Raw genomic sequence first — 21,832 nt, 5'->3', positions numbered from 1 at the left:
ATTCACCGAGTTTGTCACCCTCCCCTTCATCCACACCAACGCACCCGTCTACCTCGCCGGCATCGCCCGCCCCGGCCCCACCCCACGCGACAACCGCGCCGTCATCGCCATGGCACGCCTCCTCCTCCACCCCCACATCCCCAACATCCAGACCAGCTGGGTCAAACTCGGCACCGAAGGCGCCGCCGAAATGCTCCGCTCCGGCGCCAACGACCTCGGCGGAACCCTCATGGAAGAGACCATCTCCCGCATGGCCGGATCGAGTTACGGCTCCTACCGGTCCATCCACGACCTCGAAGCCATCGCCGAAGCGGCAGGCCGCCCGGCGAAGCCCCGGACGACCCTCTACGGCGACGTACCGGAAGAACGACAGCGCACGGGACGCGCCTCCGACGGACATCTGCCGGAACTCCTGCCGTTGCTGGGAGGCTGACGGATGAGCACGAGCGGTGGCTGGACCGTGCTGCTTCCCGTCAAGCCGTTCCCCTTCGCCAAGAGCCGGCTGGCCGCCTGGGCCGGTGACAGCCGGACCGACTGGGCCCGCGCCTTCTTCCTCGACACGCTGCGGTCGGTCTCCCGTACGCCGGAGGTCTCGCGGATCGTCGTCGTGACCGCCGACCCGTCGGCCCGCGACCTGGCCCGGGAGCGCGGTGCCGAGTGCGTCGAGGAGCTCTCCCCGCGCGGGCTGAACTCCGCCGTCCGGGCCGGTGCGGCCCGGGCCTCGGTCCGGGGCGCCCGGGCGGTCGCCGTCCTCACGGCCGATCTTCCCGCGCTCCGTCCCGAGGAGCTCACCAGGGTGCTCGACGCCGCGGCCGGTCACCGGCGGGCCTTCCTCACCGATCACACGGGCATCGGCACCACCGTTCTCACGGCCCGGGTCCCCACTCTCCTGACGCCTCGCTTCGAGGGGGCCTCGCGGCAGCGCCACGCGGCGAGCGGGGCGGTGGAGCTGGACGTGGCGGAGGTGCCGGGCGCTCGTCTGGACATCGACACACCGGACGATCTCGTGGCGGCCCGAGCCCTGGGCCTCGGGTCGTACTCGCGTGCGGTCGACGACCGGCGAAGAGGAGCGCTCTCGTTCCAGGGGGACGTATAGGCTGCTTTGCAAGCATCCGTCCCCCGCATCCCAGGAGACTCGTCGGTGACCGTCACGCTCCCCCAGCTCGAGACCGCCCCCCAGGCCGAGCGCCAGGCCCCCGCCGACGCTCCTCAGGGCGCGACCGTCCCGGAACCCGCCACCGGAGCGGACGACCGAGACCTGGCCGAGGACCCCGCCGCGGACGCCCCCGAGCTGTCGGAACCCGAGCCGTCGGAGGACACCGCAGAGCCGGTGGCGGACGCCGCAGAGCCGGCTGAGGCGCCCGACACCGCCGACCTCGACCCCGTCGTCGTCCGTGACGCCCAGGACTTCGGGGTCTACGCCCGCACCGGCGGCTGGACCTTCGCGCTCAAGGTGGCGCGCAGCGTCCGTCCCGGCGGGCAGGCCGCCGAGGGGACGGCCGCGACGAAGGTCTCGGCGAAGGCGTTCGCCGCGCTCGCGGGGTGCTCGCCGGAGCGGGTCATGCGCTACTACAAGGCCTGGGACATGGCGGCCGACGACGGTCTCGTCCCGCAGTTCGAGGTGCTTGTTCCCGGCGCGGACATCGAGCTGCCCGACGCCGACGTCTGGCTCTCGTACTACACCTCGCGCAACAGCGCCTCGTCCGTGCGCGGCCAGGCGATCAGCGCGGCGGCCGAGGCGGAGGGCATCCGGCCGACGAAGGCCCTGGAGGTCGCCGAGAACCCGACGGCGCTGCGGGCCGCGATCCTGGCCGACCCGGGCACGGCGGACGCGGCGCGCGGCGCGCTGCTCGACCGGATGAAGGAGGACCCGGCCCTTCAGACCGAGATGGCCCGCGCCATCGCGCGTACCGACGATCTGAAGAAGGCCGTGGCGAGCGAGGCGAAGGCCGCCGACCGCATCGGGTACGTGCGCCAGATCGTCGAGAACGGCCAGATCAGGACGCCGGCGGGGCAGACCGTGGAGGCGCCGGCCGAGCTGCGGGCCGAGGCCGAGCGGCATCTGTCGCTCCTCGACGAGCTCGACGACTCCGAGGAGGCGGGCGAGTGGGCCGGTGAGGCGTACGACACGGTCAAGGGCCTGGTCGCGAAGGCGGTCGAGGAGGACCCGGCGCTGCGGGTCCAGGAGCGGCGGACGAAGTTCTACAGCAGCCTGCAGAAGGCGACGAAGGTCTTCGAGGAGCTGACGCTCGACGAGGTCCTGGAGGAGGAGATCTTCGAGGACGACATGCTCCAGCGCCTCGAAGCGCTCCAGGAGGCGATCAGCTCCTGCATCAGCACGCTGCGCAGGGCGACGACCGCCTCCTGACTCCGGAGGGCGCTCCTCAGTCCTGGTGGCCGAGCTGGAGGTCGCGCTCGGTGCGGCCGCCGCCGGCCACCTGGAGGACGGTCGCGACGGGCGGGTACCCGGCGGCGATGACGGTGTACTCGCCGGAGGACAGGTCCACGAAGCGGAAGGTGCCGTCCGCGCCGGTGGTGAGGGTGTCGACGACGTTCCCCGCGGCGTCGAGCAGGGTGACCCGGGCGTCCTCGACGGGGCGGCCGCCGCCCGCCCGCACGGTGCCGCGCAGCACCGCCCCGCCGGCGAGTTCGATGTCCTGGCGGGTCTCGCGGGATGCCTGGACGCTGACGGGGAGCGCGGCGGGCCGGAAGGCGGGGGCGCTGGCGGCGAGCGTGTACTCGCCGGCGACCAGCTCGGTGATGACGTATCCGCCCTCGCGTCCGCTGCGGGTGGAGGCGACGACCTCGCCGCGGACGTCGGTGAGGGTGACGGCCGCGTCCCGTACGGGTGTCCCGTCGGCGGTGACGACGCTGCCGGCGAGCCGGCCGGCGCCGCCGAGGACGACGTCGAGTTCGACCGGCCGGTCGCCGACGGTGACGGAGACGGCCTGGGGCTGGTGTCCGCCGGCCGCGGCGATGAGGACGTACGCGCCGCTGCCGGGGACGCTCAGCGCGTACCGCCCGTCCTCGCCGCTGGCGCCCCGGCCGACCTGGCGGCCCTGGACGTCGATGAGGGTGAGGGCGGCCCGGGGGACGCGGCTGCCGTCGTGGTGCTGGACGGTGCCGCAGACGGGGAGCCCGGAGTGCGGGGCGGCGAGGGGGGCGGACGCGGGGGCGGCGTGCCGGGCGTGCGGGACGGCCTGGACGCCGCCGAACTCGTCGGCTCCGGTGGCCTCGGTGGTGGGGCTGTGGTGGGTCACCAGCGGTTTCTCCTTGAGGAAGAAGGCGAGGACGAGGCCGAGCACGAGCACCGGCACGAGGTAGAGGAAGATGCGCGGCATCGCGTCCGCGTACGCCTGGATGTAGGCGTCGCGTACGGCGGGCGGCAGGGTGTGCACCGTCTGCGGGGTGATGGACTCGGCGGGCGGCAGGGAGGTCGTGCCGCCGGCGAGAACGCCGGCGAGCCGGTCGCCGAGGGCGTCGTCGAGCCGGGAGGCGAAGAGGGTGCCGAAGACGGCGGCGCCGACGCTGCCGCCGATCTGGCGGAAGTAGGTGTGGGCGCTGGTGGCGGTGCCGAGGTCACCGGGGCGTACGGAGTTCTGCACGGCGAGGACGAGCACGGGCATGACGAGGCCGATGCCGGTGCCGAGCACGGCCTGCCAGAGGCTGTGCTGGAGCCTCGGGGTGTCGGCGTCCATGCGGGAGAGCAGCCACATGCCGAGGACGGAGAAGGCGCCGCCGAGCAGCGGGTAGATCTTGTAGTGGCCGGTGCGGCTGATGAGCTGGCCGGAGACGACGGAGGCGATGACGATGCCGCCCATGAGGGGGAGCATCAGGAGGCCGGACTCGGTGGCGGTGGCGCCCTCGACCATCTGCAGGAAGCTGGGGAGGTAGCTGGCGGCGCCGAAGAGCGCGATGCCGACGACGGCGCCGACGAGGGCGGTCACGGTGAAGACGGAGTCGCGGAACAGCCGGAGCGGGATGAGGGGTTCGGGCGCGTGGTGCTCGACGACCAGGAAGAGCAGGGTGGTTCCGGCGGCGCCGCAGGCGAGGGCGATGACGACGCGGGAGTCCCAGGCGTACTCGGTGCCGCCCCAGCTGGTGAGCAGGACCAGGCAGGTGGAGGCGGCGGCGAGGAGGAGGGCGCCGAGGACGTCGAAGCGGGCGCGTGCCGCGGGCTTGGGGAGTTTGAGGACGACGGCGACGACGGCGAGGGTGACGAGTCCGAAGGGCACGTTGAAGTAGAAGCACCAGCGCCAGGAGACGTGGTCGGTGAAGAAGCCGCCGAGCAGGGGGCCGGCGACGGAGGCGAGGCCGAAGGCGGCGCCGATCAGGCCCATGTACCGGCCGCGTTCCCGGGCGGGGACGATGTCGGCGATGATCGCCTGGACGCCGATCATCAGGCCGCCGGCGCCGATGCCCTGGACGGCGCGGAAGGCGATGAGCTCGTCCATGCTGCGGGACCAGCCGGCGAGTCCCGAGCCGATGACGAAGACGACGATGGCGAAGAGGAAGACGCCCTTGCGGCCGAGGAGGTCGCCGAGCTTTCCGTAGACCGGCAGGCCGATGGTGGCGGTCAGCAGATAGGCGGTGATCGCCCAGGACATCCGGTCGAGGCCCTGGAGTTCGCCGACGATCTTCGGCAGGGCGGTGGCGACGATCATCTGCTCGAGCGCGGCGAGGAGCAGCGCGAGCATCAGGCCGCAGAAGACGAGCCGGACGCGGCGGGGGTCGAGGTGGTCGGCTCCGACGGGGTGGGGCGGTGGGGCGGGGTCGCCGGGCGGGCCGTCCGCGGTGAGCGGTGCCGCGCTCCCCGGGTCCGCCGGCACCTGTCCGTCCTCGGCGGATTTCGCGATCGTGATCGCACCCACGTATCTGCTCCCCTCGTCACGGCGTCTGCGCCGCGCCATTCTTCGCATTGGGCACGAAGGGGGAGCAAGTCGGGCGGTACGGGAGGTCAGTGGCGTCCGGAGGTCCGAACGGCCCTGCGGTACGGCGCACTTGGGTCGCTCATCAGCGCGTTTACAAGGGGGCCCGCGCCCCCGGCGCGCAGGGGGCGCCGTTACGGGGGCGCGGGCGATCCACTCGAATCGGTGAACGCTCCGGGCGTTACTTCTCGACCTCGTCCGCCAGCTTCGCGAGGACGGCGTCGTAGATACGGCCGAGGCCCTTGGGGGCGAAGGTGCGCTCGAAGAAGCCGCCGACGCCGCCGGCGCCGTCCCAGACCGTGGTGACGACGGCGCGGGACTTGCCCTCGCCCGCGGGGGTCACGAGCCAGGTGGTGACCATGGAGGAGTTGCGGTCCTTCTCGACGAGCTGCCCGTCGGTGGGCTCGGTGACCTCCAGGAGGCAGTCACGGACGCGCTTGCTCGTGGCCTGCAGCTTCCAGTGGACGAGGGTGCCCTCGCCGTCGCCGCCCTCGCGCACCTCGTACTCGCTGAAGTGCTCGGGGAGCAGCTTCGCGCGCGTGCCGCTGTAGTCGGCCAGCGCGTCGAACACCGTCTCCGCGTCGGCGGCGATGATCCGTTCCGTGGTGGCCTCGACCTGCGCCATTGACTTCCTCCAGCTCGTGGTTCCTCAGGGGTGTGGGCCTAGAGAACCACGTGGGCTCCGGCGCGCGAAATCCGGGTTGCAACGATCAAGGGAACAGGTGTTCTATTCTGAGCGAACGGTCGACGCAGAGCCATCGAGGAGGCGCCCGTGCGCTGGGACAATCTGGGCGACACCCCCGCCGCTCCCGCCGACATCGCCCTGTTCGGCACGGACGCGGTGACCACCCGGACCTTCGACACCCCCGAGTTCCGCGGCATCACCTTCCACGAGGTGCGGGCCCGCTCGATCCTCAACCGGGTGCCCGGCGCCTCCCGGATGCCGTTCGAGTGGACGGTCAACCCCTACCGGGGGTGCACGCACGCGTGCGTCTACTGCTTCGCCCGCAAGACCCACAGCTATCTCGACCTCGACACCGGGCTCGGCTTCGACTCCCAGATCGTCGTCAAGACCAACGCCCCGGAGCTCCTGGCCCGCCAGCTCTCCTCAGCCCGCTGGCAGGGCGCGCACATCGCGATGGGCACCAACGTCGACTGCTACCAGCGGGCCGAGGGCCGGTACGGCCTGATGCCGGGCATCCTCACCGCCCTGCGCGACCGCGCCAACCCCTTCTCGATCCTCACCAAGGGCACGCTGATCCTGCGGGACCTGGAGCTGCTCACCCAGGCCGCCCGGGTCACCGAGGTCGGCATCTCCGTCTCCGTCGGCTTCACCGACCAGGAGCTGTGGCGCACGATCGAGCCCGGCACCCCGTCCCCGGAGCGACGCCTCGACGTGGTCCGGACGCTCGGCGCGCACGGCATCGACTGCGGGGTCCTGATGGCACCCGTGGTGCCCTTCCTCGGCGACCGGCCCGAGCAGCTCCGCGACACGGTCCGCGCGATCGCCGAGGCCGGGGCGAGTTCCGTCACCCCGCTCGTGCTGCATCTGCGGCCGGGCGCCCGCGAGTGGTTCATGCAGTGGCTGCTGCGCCACCACCCCGGCCTGGTGGGGCGGTACGAGCGGATGTACGCGGACGGGGCGTACGCGCCCACGTGGTACCAGCGCCGGATCACCCGTCAGGTGCACGAACTGGCCGCCGAGTTCGGCATCGGACCCGCGCACCGGGGTGCGCCGCGCCGGATCCCCGTGCCGGAGGAACCGTCCCTCGCGGCCGCCCCCGAGCAGCTCACCCTCCTCTGAGGGCGCTCCTGCGATCATCGGACCGCTGAGCTGACACGCCGTCGGATCCGCCTCCGTTCGGGTCAACTCTGAGTGAAACAGGTCCCCTCCACGCCGGTTCGGGACACAAACGCCCTATGACCCCACGCGCAGGAATGCTGATCGCCGCAGGAGCGCTGGTCGCCGGGACGGTCACCGTCCTGCCCGCCGCCCCCGCGGGCGCCGGTGAACCGGCCCCCCGCCCCGTGCCCACGCTCGCCTGGACCGGCTGTGCCACCGAGGCCTACCCGAAGCTCCAGTGCGCCACCCTCAGGGTGCCGCTCAACCACGACGACCCGGCCGGCCGGACCGTCACGCTCGCCCTCACCCGGATCCCGCACACCGCGAAGACCTTCCAGGGGCCGCTGCTCGTGAACCCGGGCGGGCCCGGCGGCAGCGGCCGCGGCATGGCCGGCTACGTGGCGGCCTCGCTGCCCGCCAAGGTGGCCGCCGAGTACGACGTGATCGGCTTCGACCCGCGCGGGGTCGGCAAGAGCGAGCCCGCCCTCGACTGCAGACCCGGCCACTTCGCCCCGGTGCGCCCCGACTCGGTGCCGGGCGACGCCGCCGCCGAGCGGCTCGCGATCGAGCGGGCGCAGGCCTTCGCCTCGGCCTGCGGCAGGAAGTACGCGGACGTGCTGCCGTACATCGACACCGTGAGCACCGCCCGGGACATGGACGTCATCCGGCGCGCGCTCGGCGCCCAGAAGATCAACTACCTCGGCTACTCGTACGGCACCTACCTGGGGGCCGTGTACGCGCGGCTGTACCCGGACCGGGTGCGGCGGATGGCGCTGGACTCCGTCGTGAATCCGCACGGCGTCTGGTACGAGGACAACATCGCGCAGGACTACGCCTTCGACACCCGGCACAAGGACTTCATGGCCTGGGTCGCCCGGCAGGACTCCGTGTACAAGCTGGGCGCCGACCCGGCCGCCGTCGAGGCGGCCTGGTACCGGATGCGCGACGCGCTGCGCGCCAAGCCGGCCGGCGGGAAGGTCGGACCGGGCGAGCTGGAGGACACCTACCTGCCCGGCGGGTACTACAACGGCTACTGGCCCCGGCTGGCGAAGGCGTTCTCCGCCTACGTCAACGACGCGAACGCGGTGCCGCTCACGGAGGCGTACGAGCGGTACGGCGAGGCCGACGCGGCCGCCGACAACGGCTACTCGGTCTACACGAGCGTGCAGTGCAGGGACGCGGCGTGGCCCCGCGACTGGAGCGTCTGGCGCAAGGACAACTGGGACGTGCACGCCAAGGCGCCCTTCTCCACCTGGAACAACGCCTGGTACAACGCGCCGTGCGCGTTCTGGCCGGTGGAGTCGCTGACGCCGCCGGACGTCAGCAACGACGAGGTGCCGCCGGTCCTCATCCTCCAGGCCACGGACGACGCGGCGACCCCGTACGAGGGCGGGGTCGCCCTGCACCGGCTGATGCGGGGCTCCAGCCTGGTCGTGGAGGAGGGCGGCGGGAACCACGGCGTGACCCTCGGCGGGAACGCGTGCATGGACGAGCACCTGTCCACCTACCTCGCCACCGGCGAGGTCCCGCGCGCCGAGGGCGACGCCGAGGTGGACGCGGCCTGCGCGGCGCTGCCGGAGCCGGAGCCCGAGCCGGCGACCCGGACCGCCCCGACCGCGGCCGAGTCCGCGGGCGGCGCGCTGCACGGGTTCCTCGGCCACGTGCACTGACGTTCCCCGGCCGCGTACGCCGGCCACGCCCGCACCTCCCCCGGGGTGCGGGCGCTGTCAGTGCCGTGGGCGAGGATGTGGGGCATGACGAGCCACCTGACCCACGTGCCCGCTCCCGACGGGATCGCCGCCAGCCCGCAGTACAGCCATGTCGTGTGGGGGACGGGCCGCTTCGTCGCGATATCCGGCCAGTGCGCGTTCGACGCCTCGGGCGCGGTGGTCGGGGAGGGCGACGCGGTGGCGCAGGCCCGTCAGGTCTTCGCGAACCTGGGGCGCTGCCTCGCGGCGGCGGGCGCCGGTTTCCGGGACGTGGTGAAGCTGACGTACTTCGTCACGGACGTCGCCCACCTCCCGGCCGTGCGGGAGGCCAGGGACGCCCATTTCGCGGGGGCTCCGCTGCCGGCGAGCTCGGCGGTCCAGGTGTCGGCGCTCGTCCGCCCGGAACTTCTCGTGGAGATCGAGGCGTTCGCGCTGGTGCCGGAGCGGAGTCCGGCGGCCGGGGCCGACGGTACGGCCCGCCCGGCGCTCCGCTCAGTGGGTGGTGCCGAGTCGGCCCAGTGACGCCTGCGCCGCGGCGCCGAGCCGGGGGTGCGGGAGCGCGGCCTCCAGAGCGGGGCGGGCACGGAGGTCGCCGAGGGCGCCCAGGCCCTCGACGCAGGCGAGACCGACCCGCCAGTGGGGGTCGTCGGCGGGCAGGCGCCGTTCGAGGACGGTGATCAGCGCCGGTACGGACTCGGGGGCGCGGAGGGCGGCGAGCAGCCGGATCGGCAGCAGGGCGTAGGCGACGCGGAGCTCGTTGGTGGCGAGGGCGGCGGCCGCGCGGGCGGTACGGGGGTCGCCGAGCCGGGTGAGGGCGTGGGCGGCGGTGACGCAGCGCTCCGGGTCGCGGTGGTTGAGGAGGAGCACCAGCGCCTCGAAGGCGCGGCGGTCGCCGGTGACGCCCAGCGCGTAGGCCGCGATCTCGCGGGCCCAGAGGGGCTGCCCCGGGGCGGTGAGGACATGGTGCAGTTCCTCGGGATCGGTGGTTTCCGCGAGCTGTTCGAATGCCGCAGGAACGGATTCGGAGTCATTCTCGATCTCATCCCGCAATCGATCGATCATCGAGCAGAATTCCGGATCCTCGGCGTATTCCATGAATCCGAGCCTATCCGCGATTCAGATCACATTTTCCTCAACTTCCCGGGACTGGCGCGCTCGTTACCCGCCGGTTAGTCTCACGTGAGCGGGTCACCCCCCGCTTCTCACAACGGCCTGGTGACGCAGCCGTTGTGGGTGTCGGTCGGTTCGGCAGTTTCGACGTGGCTCCGGGACAGAGTCCGTCGCCCCTTTCCTCCAGGGCATCGCCCTTTCTCCGGGCAGAGCCCTCGCTCTTTCCCGCGCCCTCTCGTGCGCGCACTGCCCTCAGTCGTCACTCTTCCTCTCAGGAGTCCCCTGATGGACACCCCTCTCTCCACCATCGCCGTCGTCGGCCTCGGCACCATGGGCACCGGTATCGCCGATGTCCTCGTCCGCGCCGGCCGCGAGGTCATCGGCATCGACATCAGCGACACCGCCGCCGCCCAGGCCGTCGCCGCCCTGGAGGCCTCCACCGCCCGAGCGGTGGCCCGCGAGCGGATCACCGAGGAGGAGCGGCAGGACGTCCTGGCCCGCTTCCGTACCTTCTCCGACCTCCAGGCGGCCGCCGAGGCCGACCTCGTCATCGAGGTCGTGCCCGAGTCGTACGAGGCGAAGCAGGAGGTGTTCCGGGCCCTCGACGGCATCGTCCGGCCCGGCACGATCGTCGCCACCGGCACGAACGCGCTCTCCGTCACCCGGCTCGCCGCCGACTCGGCGCACCCCGAGCGGGTCCTCGGCCTGCACTTCTTCACCCCGGTCCAGGCGATGAAGCTGGTCGAGGTGGTCTCCTCGGTGCTGACCGACCCGCGGGCCGTCGACGCCGTCACCCGGCTCGCCCTCGACCTGGGCAAGGAGCCGGTGGCGGTCGGCGACCGGGCGGGTTTCATCGCGGACGGGCTCCTCTTCGGCTACCTGAACCAGGCCGCCGCCATGTACGAGGCCAAGTACGCCTCCCGCGAGGACATCGACGCGGCGATGAAGCTGGGCTGCGGTCTGCCGATGGGCCCGCTGGCGCTGCTCGACCTGATCGGCGTCGACACGGCCCGTACGGTCCTGGAGGCCATGTACGCGGACTCCCACGACCGGCTGCACGCCCCGGCCCCGATCCTCAAGCAGCTCAGCGAGGCGGGCCTGACCGGCCGCAAGTCGGGCCGCGGTTTCTACACCTACGAGGCGCCGGGCTCCGGCGAGGTCGTCCGGGACGCGCTGACCCCACTGGGCGCCGCCGAGGCCGTCGGCGGCCGTGAGGTCCGCTCGGTCGGCGTCGCCGGCTCGGGCACCATGGCCTCCGGCATCGCCGAGGTCTTCGCGAAGGCCGGGTACCAGGTCGTGCTCGCCGCCCGCTCCCAGGAGAAGGCGGACACCGCGAAGGCCCGGATCGCCAAGTCGCTGGCCCGCTCCGTCGACAAGGGCCGGATGACGGGCGAGGCGCGCGACGCGACGCTGGCCCTGATCACCCCGGCCGGCACGCTGGACGCCTTCGCCGACGTCGACCTGGCCCTGGAGGCGGTCGCCGAGGACCTGGAGGTCAAGCAGGAGCTGTTCGCGCGGCTCGACAAGATCTGCAAGCCGGGCGCGGTGCTGGCCACCACGACCTCCTCGCTGCCGGTCGTGGCCTGTGCCCGCGCCACCTCGCGCCCGCAGGACGTCATCGGGATGCACTTCTTCAACCCGGCGCCGGCCATGAAGCTGGTCGAGATCGTCCGCACGGTGCTGACCGGCGACGACGTCCACGCGACCGTCCGCGAGGTCACCACGAAGATCCGCAAGCACCCGGTGGACTGCGGCGACCGGGCCGGTTTCATCGTGAACGCGCTGCTCTTCCCGTACCTGAACAACGCGATCAAGATGGTCGAGGAGCACTACGCGACCCTGGACGACATCGACGCCGCGATGAAGCTGGGCGGCGGCTACCCGATGGGCCCGTTCGAGCTGCTCGACGTGGTCGGCCTGGACGTGTCCCTCGCGATCGAGCAGGTGCTGCACCGCGAGTTCCGGGACCCGGGCCTGGCCCCGGCCCCGCTCCTGGAGCACCTCGTGGCGGCGGGCTGCCTGGGCCGCAAGACGGGGCGCGGCTTCCGCGAATATGCCCGACGCTGAGCCGCGAGCGGCCGGCTGGGGCGGTCTGCTGAGCCCTCCGGGCACCTCCGGTGTCCCGGGGGGCTCCCCGCCCCCACCTGGGCACACTCCCCCTCCGATGCAGTACGTTCGGACCATGCCCAAGGCCGCGAAGACACCCCGTGCCACGTCCCCGTCCGACGCTCCGGAGAGCGCGGCGGGCACCCGTGCCGCCGCGCAGCGGCTCAAGATGCGCCGGGAGCTCGCCACGGCGGCGATGGAGCTCTTCGCGAGCAAGGGGTACGAGGCCACGACGGTCGACGAGATCGCCGCCCGGGCCGGGGTCGCGCGGCGCACGTTCTTCCGGCACTTCCGCTCCAAGGAAGAGGCGATCTTCCCTGATCACGACGACACCCTGGTGCGGGCGGAGGCAGTGCTGAACGCGGCCCCGCCGCACGAGCACCCGCTCGACACGGTGTGCCGGGGCATCAAGGAAGTCATGAAGATGTACGCGGGCTCCCCCGCCGTCTCCGTGGAGCGCTACCGGCTCACCCGCGAGGTGCCGACCCTCCGGGAGCGGGAGATCGCCTCGGTGGCCCGCTACGAGCGGCTGTTCACCCGCTATCTGCTCGGCCACTTCGACGAGCGCGACCACCACGACGGGAACGACGACCCGCTGCTCGCCGAGGTCGCCGCCTCCGCGGTGGTCACGGCCCACAACCACGTCCTGCGCCGCTGGCTGCGGGCGGGCGGGCAGGGCGACGTGGAGACGCAGCTGGACCACGCCTTCGCGATCGTCCGGGAGACCTTCGGCTCGGGCATAGGCGCGGGCCGTCCGGCCCCTTCCCCGTCCTCCCAGGGGACCGCAGAGCCGGCCCCGGCCGTCCGGGCCTCCACCACGGGTGACGTGGTGATCGCCGTGGCACGGACGGACGCCCCGCTCGACGAGGTCATGCGCACGATCCAGCAGGCGCTGACGCGGGGCTGACCCCCGACCCGCCCCCTCCGCACGACGAAGGCCGCCCCTCTCCGGGGCGGCCTTCGCCCGTTTTGACCTGCGATTCGATCGATCATCGCTCACATGTGACCGGCAGATTGCATATGAGTGAAATTGTTGGCACGCAGTGCCTTGTCACGTGACACGGCGTGCCATACGTTGAAGGTGTCCGGGCGGCCGGCGCGCAGAGGTCTCCTCGTGCGCCGGCTGTCCCCACAAGCAATCGTGATCGTGCGCCCGGACGCCTGCGTCACAGGCACCCACCGCGCCCACCAGGCGCAGCCCGCACCACCCCGCCGAACCGACGGCACACCTCCACAGCAGCAGCCCCAGACGTAACCCCTCAGCGCGTCCACCCCTCAGGACGCCGCACCGCCGGAGGCAACCCCGTGAAGGACATCCTGGACGCGATCCAGTCCTCGGACTCCACGTCCGCCGACTTCGCGAACATCCCGCTCCCCGAGTCGTACCGCGCCATCACCGTCCACAAGGACGAGGCGGAGATGTTCGCCGGGCTCGCCAGCCGTGACAAGGACCCGCGCACGTCGCTCCACCTCGACAACGTGCCGGTGCCCGAGCTCGGCCCGGGCGAGGCCCTGGTCGCCGTCATGGCCAGCTCCGTGAACTACAACTCGGTCTGGACCTCGATCTTCGAGCCCGTCTCGACCTTCGGCTTCCTGGAGCGCTACGGCCGGCTGAGCGACCTCAGCAAGCGCCACGACCTGCCGTACCACGTCATCGGCTCCGACCTCGCGGGCGTCGTGCTCCGCACCGGCCCCGGCGTGAACTCGTGGAAGCCCGGTGACGAGGTCGTCGCCCACTGCCTCTCGGTCGAGCTGGAGTCCTCGGACGGCCACAACGACACGATGCTCGACCCCGAGCAGCGCATCTGGGGCTTCGAGACCAACTTCGGCGGCCTGGCGGAGATCGCGCTGGTCAAGTCGAACCAGCTGATGCCGAAGCCCGACCACCTGAGCTGGGAGGAGGCGGCCTCCCCGGGCCTCGTCAACTCCACCGCGTACCGCCAGCTGGTCTCCCGCAACGGCGCCGGCATGAAGCAGGGCGACAACGTCCTCATCTGGGGCGCGAGCGGCGGCCTCGGCTCGTACGCCACGCAGTTCGCCCTGGCCGGCGGCGCCAACCCGATCTGTGTCGTCTCCTCCCCCGAGAAGGCCGACATCTGCCGGGCGATGGGCGCCGACGCGGTCATCGACCGCAACGCCGAGGGCTACAAGTTCTGGAAGGACGAGCAGACCCAGGACCCGAAGGAGTGGAAGCGCTTCGGCAAGCGCATCCGCGAGCTCACCGGCGGCGAGGACATCGACATCGTCTTCGAGCACCCCGGCCGCGAGACCTTCGGCGCCAGCGTCTACGTCACCCGCAAGGGCGGCACCATCACCACCTGCGCCTCCACCTCGGGCTACATGCACGAGTACGACAACCGCTACCTGTGGATGTCGCTCAAGCGCATCATCGGCTCGCACTTCGCCAACTACCGCGAGGCGTGGGAGGCCAACCGCCTGATCGCCAAGGGCAAGATCCACCCCACCCTGTCGAAGGTCTACTCCCTGGAGGAGACCGGCCAGGCCGCCTACGACGTCCACCGCAACCTGCACCAGGGCAAGGTCGGCGTCCTGGCGCTCGCGCCCGAGGAGGGCCTCGGCGTCCGCAACCCGGAGCTGCGCGCCCAGCACATCGACGCCATCAACCGCTTCCGCAACATCTGAGCCCGGGACCATAGATGACTGAGCGCCAGAAGGACCGGCCGTGGCTCATGCGGACGTACGCCGGTCACTCGACCGCCGAGGCGTCCAACGAGCTGTACCGGCGCAACCTCGCCAAGGGTCAGACCGGCCTCTCGGTCGCGTTCGACCTGCCGACGCAGACGGGCTACGACCCCGACCACATCCTCGCCCGCGGCGAGGTCGGCCGGGTCGGCGTCCCCGTCTCGCACCTCGGTGACATGCGCCGGCTGTTCCAGGACATCCCCCTGGACCAGATGAACACCTCGATGACCATCAACGCCACGGCGATGTGGCTCCTGGCGCTCTACCAGGTGGTCGCCGAGGAGCAGGGTGCGGACATCACCCGGCTCCAGGGCACCACCCAGAACGACATCGTGAAGGAGTACCTGTCGCGCGGGACGCACGTCTTCCCGCCCGGCCCCTCCCTCCGCCTCACGACGGACATGATCACCTACACGGTGAACAACATCCCGAAGTGGAACCCGATCAACATCTGCAGCTACCACCTGCAGGAGGCCGGGGCCACCCCGGTCCAGGAGATCTCGTACGCCATGTCCACCGCGATCGCCGTGCTCGACGCGGTGTTCGCCTCGGGCCAGGTCCCGGAGGACCGCAAGGGCGAGGTCGTGGCCCGCATCTCCTTCTTCGTGAACGCGGGCGTCCGCTTCATCGAGGAGATGTGCAAGATGCGGGCCTTCGGCCGCATCTGGGACAAGGTCACCCGCGAGCGGTACGGCATCGAGAACGAGAAGCAGCGCCGGTTCCGCTACGGCGTGCAGGTCAACTCGCTCGGCTTGACCGAGGCCCAGCCGGAGAACAACGTCCAGCGGATCGTCCTGGAGATGCTGGCCGTCACCCTCTCCAAGGACGCCCGCGCGCGTGCCGTGCAGCTGCCCGCCTGGAACGAGGCGCTCGGTCTGCCCCGGCCGTGGGACCAGCAGTGGTCGCTCCGCATCCAGCAGGTCCTGGCCCACGAGTCCGACCTCCTGGAGTACGAGGACATCTTCGCCGGCTCGCACGTCATCGAGGCCAAGGTCGACTCGCTCGTCGAGGAGTGCCTGGCCGAGATCGAGCGGATCCAGGAGATGGGCGGCGCGATGGCCGCCGTCGAGTCCGGCTACCTCAAGTCGCAGCTCGTCTCCTCGCACGCCGAGCGGCGCGCCCGGATCGAGGCCGGCGACGAGAAGATCATCGGCGTCAACATCTTCCAGGCGACCGAGGAGAACCCCCTCACCGCCGACCTGGACACCGCCATCATGACGGTGGACCCGGCGAACGAGGCGCGGGTGGTCGCGGCCCTGCACGAGTGGCGCGACAACCGCGACGAGACCCGCGCCCAGGAATCCCTGGCGACGCTGAAGGCGACGGCTGCCGGTGACGGCAACCTCTTCGCCGCCACCCTGGAGTGCGCGCGTGCGGGCGTCACGACCGGGGAGTGGTCCTGGGCGCTGCGGGACGTCTTCGGCGAGTTCCGCGCCCCGACGGGCGTGTCCTCTGCCCCGGTCGCCGTGACGGCCGAGGCGGGCACGCCGCTGGCCCTGGTACGGGACAAGGTGGCGCGGACCGCCGAGGAGATGGGCGTCGGGCGGCTGCGGCTGCTCGTCGGCAAGCCGGGCCTGGACGGGCACTCCAACGGGGCCGAGCAGATCGCGGTACGCGCGCGTGACGCCGGTTTCGAGGTGGTCTACCAGGGCATCCGGCTGACGCCCGAGCAGATCGTGAACGCGGCCCTCGCGGAGGACGTGCACTGCGTGGGCCTGTCGATCCTCTCCGGCTCGCACGCCGAGCTGGTGCCGGACGTCCTCGACCGCCTCCGCGAGGCGGGCGCGGCCGACGTGCCGGTCATCGTCGGCGGGATCATCCCGAACGCCGACGCCGCAGAACTGAAGCGTGCGGGTGTGGCCGCCGTCTTCACACCGAAGGACTTCGGTATCACGGAGATCATCGGACGTATCGTCGACGAGATCCGGACAGCGAACAAGCTCCACCCCCTTGAAAGTACGGAGGTCCCCGCATGACCAGCCCCGTGAACCGCCTGCGTCCGCGCCGCTCCTGCCTGGCGGTCCCCGGTTCCAACCCGCGCTTCCTGGAGAAGGCCCAGGGCCTCGCCGCCGACCAGGTCTTCCTGGACCTGGAGGACGCGTGCGCCCCGCTGGCCAAGCCCGAGGCCCGGCACACCATCGTGAAGTTCCTGAACGAGGGCGACTGGACCGGCAAGACCCGCGTCGTCCGCGTCAACGACTGGACGACCCACTGGACGTACCGTGACGTCGTGACCGTCGTCGAGGGCGCCGGCCAGAACCTCGACTGCATCATGCTGCCGAAGGTCCAGGACGCCCAGCAGATCGTGGCGCTCGACCTCCTGCTGACCCAGATCGAGAAGACGATGGGCTTCGAGGTCGGCAAGATCGGCATCGAGGCGCAGATCGAGAACGCCCAGGGCCTGAACAACGTCAATGCCATCGCGCAGGCCTCCCAGCGCGTCGAGACGATCATCTTCGGCCCGGCCGACTTCATGGCCTCCATCAACATGAAGTCGCTGGTCGTGGGCGAGCAGCCGCCCGGCTACCCGGCGGACGCGTACCACCACATCCTGATGAGCATCCTGATGGCCGCCCGCGCCAACAACCTCCAGGCGATCGACGGCCCGTACCTCCAGATCCGCAACCAGGAGGGTTACAAGGCCGTCGCGCGGCGCGCCGCCGCCCTCGGTTTCGACGGCAAGTGGGTGCTGCACCCGGACCAGGTCGCCGCCGCGAACGAGATCTTCTCGCCCTCGCAGGAGGACTACGACCACGCCGAGCTGATCCTCGACGCGTACGACTACTACACGTCCGAGGCCGGCGGGAAGAAGGGCTCCGCGATGCTCGGCGACGAGATGATCGACGAGGCCTCCCGCAAGATGGCCCTGGTCATCTCCGGCAAGGGCCGCGCCGCCGGCATGCAGCGCACCAGCAAGTTCGAGATCCCGGAGGCCTGATCCCGATGCAGTTCGGCCGCACCTACGAAGAGTTCGAAGTCGGTGCCGTGTACAAGCACTGGCCCGGGAAGACGGTCACGGAGTACGACGACCACCTCTTCTGTCTGCTGACGATGAACCACCATCCGCTGCACATGGATGTGAACTACGCCGAGAACACGACGGATTTCGGCAAGAACGTCGTCGTGGGCAACTACATCTACTCGCTGCTGCTCGGCATGTCCGTGCCGGACGTCTCCGGCAAGGCCATCGCCAACCTGGAGATCGAGTCCCTGCGGCACGTGGCGCCGACCTTCCACGGCGACACGATCTACGGCGAGACCACGGTCCTCGACAAGACCCCTTCGAGGTCGAAGAACGACCGCGGCATCGTCTACGTCGAGACCAAGGGCTACAAGCAGGACGGCACCCTCGTGTGCGTCTTCCGCCGCAAGGTGATGGTCCCCACCGAGACGTACATCAAGGAGCGCGGCGGCGAGCAGCCCGGCCGCCCCGAGCTGATCGAGCCCGCCAAGAAGACGGAGAAGTAGCCATGGCCCGACTCGCCCAGACCGCCGGGCTCACGGACGTCCAGCAGGAGATCCTCAAGACCGTCCGGGAGTTCGTCGACAAGGAGATCATCCCGGTCGCCACCGAGCTGGAGCACCGCGACGAGTACCCCCAGCAGATCGTCGACGGGCTCAAGGAGCTCGGCCTCTTCGGTCTGATGATCCCCGAGGAGTACGGGGGTCTGGGTGAGTCGCTCCTCACCTACGCGCTGTGCGTGGAGGAGATCGCACGTGGCTGGATGTCGGTCTCCGGCATCATCAACACGCACTTCATCGTGGCGTACATGCTGAAGCAGCACGGCACCCAGGAGCAGAAGGACTACTTCCTTCCGCGGATGGCGGCCGGCGAGACGCGCGGCGCGTTCTCGATGTCGGAGCCGGGCCTCGGCTCGGACGTGTCGGCGATCACGTCGAAGGCGGTGAAGGACGGCGACGAGTACGTCCTGAACGGCCAGAAGATGTGGCTGACCAACGGCGGAACGTCCACGCTGGTCGCCGTTCTCGTCCGGAGTGACGAAGGACACCCGGAGGGCACCGCCCCCCACAAGTCGATGACGACCTTCCTGGTCGAGAAGGAGCCCGGCTTCGGAGAGGTCCGCCCCGGCCTCACCATCCCCGGGAAGATCGACAAGATGGGCTACAAGGGCGTCGACACGACCGAGCTCATCATGGACGGACTGCGCATTCCGGCCAATCGGGTCCTCGGCGGCGTCACCGGCCGAGGGTTTTACCAAATGATGGACGGCGTCGAGGTCGGCCGCGTCAACGTGGCGGCCCGTGGTTGCGGCGTCGCTCAGCGTGCTTTCGAACTCGGTGTCTCGTATGCCCAGCAACGTCACACTTTCGGCAAGGCGATCGCCCAGCACCAGGCGATTCAGTTCAAGCTGGCCGAGATGGCTACCAAGGTCGAGGCCGCTCATGCGATGATGGTGAACGCAGCACGCAAAAAGGACTCCGGGGAACGAAACGACCTCGAAGCAGGGATGGCGAAGTACCTCGCCTCCGAATACTGCAAGGAGGTCGTCGAGGATGCCTTCCGCATCCACGGCGGCTACGGGTTCTCCAAGGAGTACGAGATCGAGCGCCTCTACCGCGAGGCGCCGATGCTGCTCATCGGTGAAGGTACCGCCGAGATCCAGAAAATGATCATTGGTCGTCGGCTGCTCGAGGAGTACCGATTCCAGGGTTGAGTGTCGGTTTTGAGTCGTTTCGGCCGCGAAGAAGATCACACCCTGTGTTCGTCTTCCGGCCGTCGACTCGGTTCCTGGCTTACCCAGTTGCGCCCCGCAACCGATAGCATCGAGGGAAAGCCGCCGTCCCCCGTTGCCAGTGCGGCATCATCCGCTACGAAGGTCATCCATGCCCCACAGCCAAACCTCTGCACACCGCGACAGCCTCACGGGCGTACGCATTGCGCGCGGAGCATCGCCGTGGCTTCTGCCGACCGTCGCCACCGCGGCGCTCAGCCTCGTGCGCGCGCGCAAGTCGAGGCGGGCCGCGGCCATCGCCGTGCCGACCACCGCGCTCGCGGCCGGCATGCTGTGGTTCTTCCGCGACCCCGAGCGTGAGATCGCTCAGGGCCGGGTCATCTCCCCCGCCGACGGTGTGGTGCAGAGCATCATGCCGTGGAAGGACGGGCGCACCCGGGTCGCCATCTTCATGAGCCCGCTGAACGTCCACGTCAACCGCGCGCCGCTGGCCGGCACCGTGACGTCCGTGGAGCACGTTCCCGGCGGGTTCGTCCCGGCGTTCAACAAGGAGAGCGAGAACAACGAGCGCGTTGTCTGGCACTTCGACACCGAGCTCGGCGACATCGAGATGGTGCAGATCGCGGGCGCCGTCGCCCGGCGCATCGTGCCGTACATCCCGCAGGGGACCAAGGTCGAGCAGGGTGACCGCATCGGTCTGATCCGCTTCGGCTCGCGCGTCGACATCTACCTCCCCGAGGGTGTCGAGGTCGCCGTCGAGGTCGGCCAGGCCACCACAGCGGGGGTGACTCGCATTGACCGTGATTGATCCCGACACACGGGCCGCCGACTGGGTCGCCGGCACCGACGCGGAAGGGTCCGAAGAGGCCGAGGAGATGCCGCTGTCGTTGAGGCTGTCCATAGCGGACGCCCTCACGCTCGGTAACGCCACGTGCGGGTTCATGGCGGTGTACTTCACCACCACGGGCATCCTCATCCCGCACCTCACGGGCAGCACGGAGACCGGTATGGCGCGCAACAGCGCCGCCACCGCCGTGATCCTGATGCTGGCCGCGGCGATCTTCGACCTGTTCGACGGCATCGTGGCGCGCAAGCTGCGCTCCTCCCCGATGGGCGCCGAGCTCGACAACCTCTCGGACCTGATCAGCTTCGGTCTGGCCCCTGCCTACTTCGTACTCGTGTACGGCATGGTCACGCCGGGCGCGCAGCAGAAGGTCTCGGCGGTCGCCGCGATCGTGGTGCTGCTCGCGGTGGTGCTGCGGCTGGCGAGATTCTCCTGCGTGACCATGAAGGACGGCATGTTCCAGGGCATGCCGAGCCCCTTCGGCGCGCTGACGGTGGTCTCGATCGTGCTGCTCGAGCTGCCGTTCATCCCGACGCTGCTCGCGATCATCGGTGTCGCCTGGCTGATGGTGAGCCGGGTCGAGTACCCCAAGCCGCGCGGCATCCTCGCGGTGGCGATGCTCAGCTGGATCGTCGGCGCGATGGGCATGCTGGCGGCCTGGGCCTTCGACGCTCCGGGCGGGCAGTTCCTGCTCCAGACCGGGTGCGCGCTCCAGGTCGTGATGGGCGCCGTGATCCCCCTCTTCGCGACGGCCCGCCGGGTGAACACCTTCCGCGGCAACCGGCGTGAGAGCCGGGAGGCGCGGGCGGCTCAGCTGCCGTAGCGCAGGACACGTACAGACGGGAAGGGCCCCGGAGGCGATCGCCTCCGGGGCCCTTCCCGTCCCCCCGGGCTAGCCGAGGCGCTTGTAGTAGAGCGTGGTCGCCCTCAGGACGCCCGCCGGGTCGGCGGCGAAGTCCGGGATCGTGCCGGCGGCCGTCCAGCCCGTGCCCCGGTAGAGGCGCTCGGCCGGGCTGTCGGTCTGGGTGTCCAGGACGAGCAGGCCGAGGCCGGTGGCCGCGGCGTGGGCCTCGGCCGTGGCGAGCAGCCGCCGGCCGAGGCCTCTGCCGCGGGCCGAGCGGTGCACCAGGAGGCGGGCGATCTCGCCGCGGTGCGCGCCGTTGGCCGCGCCGCCGCGGACCAGGGTGACGACGCCGGTGAGGCTCCCGTCGGGGCCGTGGGCCGCCCAGACGTCCCGTACCCCGCCGGCGGCCTCCTCGGCGACGCGCGTCCACCAGGCGGCCGCCTCGGAGGCCGTGAGGGACGCCAGGAAGCCGACGGAGGCGCCCGAGTCCACGGCGTCGAGGAGCAGCGCGGCGAGACCGTCGGAGGCGTGCGCGCGGACGGCGTCGGAGGTGAGGCGCTCGATGGCGTCGAAGGGCTTCTCCAGGCACAGGAGGTCGGGCCGCTCGTCCCAGGAGGCGACCGTCTCGAAGCCCAGGGCTCGGTAGAGGGCCAGGGGCTCCTCCCGCCAGTTCCAGACGGTGAGGCGTACGGCCCCGGCGCCGGAGGCCGCCGCCCGCCGCAGGGCCTCGGCCATGAGAGCCTTCGCGAGGCCCTGCCGCCGGGCCTCCGGCGCGACCCAGAGCCGCTTGATCTCGGGCGCCCGGCCCTCGTACGGGGCCTTGAGGACGACGCAGCCGGCCGGGAGGTCCTCACCGGGCGGGGTGGCGAGCAGCACCGTGTCGGCGGCGAAGGCGCCGGCCGGGTCCTCGGCCTCGGCACGGTATACGGCGGGGAGCTGGGCGACCGCCTCCACCGCCGTCCCCTTCTCGGCCTGGTTGGCCAGGTGGTAGGCGGCCAGCAGGTCAGGGAGGCGGGCGTGGGAGCGGTTCTCCTCGATGCGTGCGGTCATG

The 21,832-nt window shown here is 71.1% G+C and carries 18 protein-coding genes and 1 pseudogene; 15 read left to right on the top strand and 4 right to left on the bottom strand.

Features of this window, described 5'->3' with window-relative positions; all coding sequences use genetic code 11:
* The 3 genes and pseudogenes from fbiC to AMK27_RS16245 form a co-directional block, all read left to right on the top strand.
* Positions 1-433, top strand: a pseudogene (fbiC, locus tag AMK27_RS16255) (7,8-didemethyl-8-hydroxy-5-deazariboflavin synthase); the annotation flags it as partial.
* Between the two features lie 3 nt (positions 434-436).
* On the top strand, positions 437-1,096 hold the full coding sequence (gene cofC, locus AMK27_RS16250) for a 2-phospho-L-lactate guanylyltransferase (RefSeq protein ID WP_073907448.1): 660 nt from the start codon (positions 437-439) through the stop codon (positions 1,094-1,096).
* Positions 1,097-1,141: 45 nt separating this feature from the next.
* Positions 1,142-2,368, top strand: a complete 1,227-nt coding sequence (locus AMK27_RS16245; RefSeq protein WP_073907445.1) for a hypothetical protein — start codon at positions 1,142-1,144, stop codon at positions 2,366-2,368.
* A 16-nt stretch (positions 2,369-2,384) separates the two neighbouring features.
* On the opposite strand, the gene AMK27_RS16240 is transcribed toward AMK27_RS16245, so the two are convergent.
* Both AMK27_RS16240 and AMK27_RS16235 read right to left on the bottom strand, forming a co-directional pair.
* Positions 2,385-4,871: an MFS transporter gene (locus tag AMK27_RS16240; RefSeq protein ID WP_073907442.1), complete on the bottom strand. Its 2,487-nt coding sequence runs from the start codon at positions 4,869-4,871 to the stop codon at positions 2,385-2,387.
* 238 nt (positions 4,872-5,109) lie between these two features.
* Positions 5,110-5,553 (bottom strand): SRPBCC family protein, encoded by a 444-nt coding sequence (locus tag AMK27_RS16235; RefSeq protein ID WP_073907439.1) that lies wholly within the window; start codon positions 5,551-5,553, stop codon positions 5,110-5,112.
* A gap of 147 nt (positions 5,554-5,700) precedes the next feature.
* On the opposite strand from AMK27_RS16235, the gene AMK27_RS16230 reads away from it, so the two are divergent.
* From AMK27_RS16230 to AMK27_RS16220, 3 genes are all read left to right on the top strand, one after another.
* A complete protein-coding gene (locus tag AMK27_RS16230) occupies positions 5,701-6,732 on the top strand; it encodes an Rv2578c family radical SAM protein (RefSeq protein WP_073907436.1) in 1,032 nt (343 codons plus the stop codon).
* A 116-nt stretch (positions 6,733-6,848) separates the two neighbouring features.
* Positions 6,849-8,441: an alpha/beta hydrolase gene (locus AMK27_RS16225; RefSeq protein ID WP_073907433.1), complete on the top strand. Its 1,593-nt coding sequence runs from the start codon at positions 6,849-6,851 to the stop codon at positions 8,439-8,441.
* An 84-nt stretch (positions 8,442-8,525) separates the two neighbouring features.
* Complete coding sequence (locus AMK27_RS16220) at positions 8,526-9,002, top strand: RidA family protein (RefSeq protein ID WP_073907430.1); 477 nt, start codon at positions 8,526-8,528, stop codon at positions 9,000-9,002.
* Here the strand turns inward: AMK27_RS16220 and AMK27_RS16215 are convergent.
* A complete protein-coding gene (locus tag AMK27_RS16215) occupies positions 8,973-9,575 on the bottom strand; it encodes a HEAT repeat domain-containing protein (protein ID WP_073907427.1) in 603 nt (200 codons plus the stop codon). The two genes, AMK27_RS16220 and AMK27_RS16215, sit on opposite strands and share 30 nt — an antisense overlap.
* 300 nt (positions 9,576-9,875) lie before the next feature.
* Between AMK27_RS16215 and AMK27_RS16210 the strand changes: the two genes are divergently transcribed.
* The 9 genes from AMK27_RS16210 (at position 9,876) to pssA (ending at position 20,760) form a co-directional block, all read left to right on the top strand.
* Positions 9,876-11,657: a 3-hydroxyacyl-CoA dehydrogenase family protein gene (locus tag AMK27_RS16210; RefSeq protein WP_073907424.1), complete on the top strand. Its 1,782-nt coding sequence runs from the start codon at positions 9,876-9,878 to the stop codon at positions 11,655-11,657.
* A 115-nt stretch (positions 11,658-11,772) separates the two neighbouring features.
* Positions 11,773-12,603, top strand: coding sequence for a TetR family transcriptional regulator (locus AMK27_RS16205; RefSeq protein WP_198955879.1), 831 nt, complete (start codon positions 11,773-11,775; stop codon positions 12,601-12,603).
* Between the two features lie 398 nt (positions 12,604-13,001).
* Positions 13,002-14,339 carry a crotonyl-CoA carboxylase/reductase gene (gene ccrA / locus AMK27_RS16200; protein ID WP_073907418.1) on the top strand — a complete coding sequence of 446 codons (1,338 nt, stop codon included), beginning with the start codon at positions 13,002-13,004 and terminating at the stop codon, positions 14,337-14,339.
* A gap of 14 nt (positions 14,340-14,353) precedes the next feature.
* A complete protein-coding gene (locus AMK27_RS16195) occupies positions 14,354-16,375 on the top strand; it encodes a protein meaA (RefSeq protein ID WP_030320140.1) in 2,022 nt (673 codons plus the stop codon).
* A complete protein-coding gene (locus AMK27_RS16190; RefSeq protein WP_073907415.1) occupies positions 16,372-17,337 on the top strand; it encodes an HpcH/HpaI aldolase/citrate lyase family protein in 966 nt (321 codons plus the stop codon). The genes AMK27_RS16195 and AMK27_RS16190 overlap by 4 nt, the downstream gene beginning before the upstream one ends.
* Before the next feature lie 5 nt (positions 17,338-17,342).
* The gene (locus AMK27_RS16185) at positions 17,343-17,867 is read left to right on the top strand and encodes a MaoC family dehydratase (RefSeq protein ID WP_024759160.1); all 525 of its coding nucleotides are present in this window, start codon (positions 17,343-17,345) and stop codon (positions 17,865-17,867) included.
* Between the two features lie 2 nt (positions 17,868-17,869).
* On the top strand, positions 17,870-19,075 hold the full coding sequence (locus tag AMK27_RS16180) for an acyl-CoA dehydrogenase family protein (RefSeq protein ID WP_015037484.1): 1,206 nt from the start codon (positions 17,870-17,872) through the stop codon (positions 19,073-19,075).
* A 169-nt stretch (positions 19,076-19,244) separates the two neighbouring features.
* Positions 19,245-19,901, top strand: a complete 657-nt coding sequence (locus AMK27_RS16175; protein ID WP_015037483.1) for a phosphatidylserine decarboxylase — start codon at positions 19,245-19,247, stop codon at positions 19,899-19,901.
* Entirely contained in the window at positions 19,894-20,760 is an 867-nt protein-coding gene (pssA, locus tag AMK27_RS16170) for a CDP-diacylglycerol--serine O-phosphatidyltransferase (protein WP_073907412.1), read from the top strand. The genes AMK27_RS16175 and pssA overlap by 8 nt, the downstream gene beginning before the upstream one ends.
* A 69-nt stretch (positions 20,761-20,829) precedes the next feature.
* Here the strand turns inward: pssA and AMK27_RS44355 are convergent, their stop codons facing one another.
* Complete coding sequence (locus AMK27_RS44355; RefSeq protein WP_073907736.1) at positions 20,830-21,831, bottom strand: GNAT family N-acetyltransferase; 1,002 nt, start codon at positions 21,829-21,831, stop codon at positions 20,830-20,832.
* Between the last annotated feature and the right edge of the window lies 1 nt (position 21,832).

This window comes from Streptomyces sp. CB02009, assembly GCF_001905825.1.
Classification (GTDB): domain Bacteria; phylum Actinomycetota; class Actinomycetes; order Streptomycetales; family Streptomycetaceae; genus Streptomyces.
This window is presented reverse-complemented; position numbering and strand designations above follow the sequence as displayed.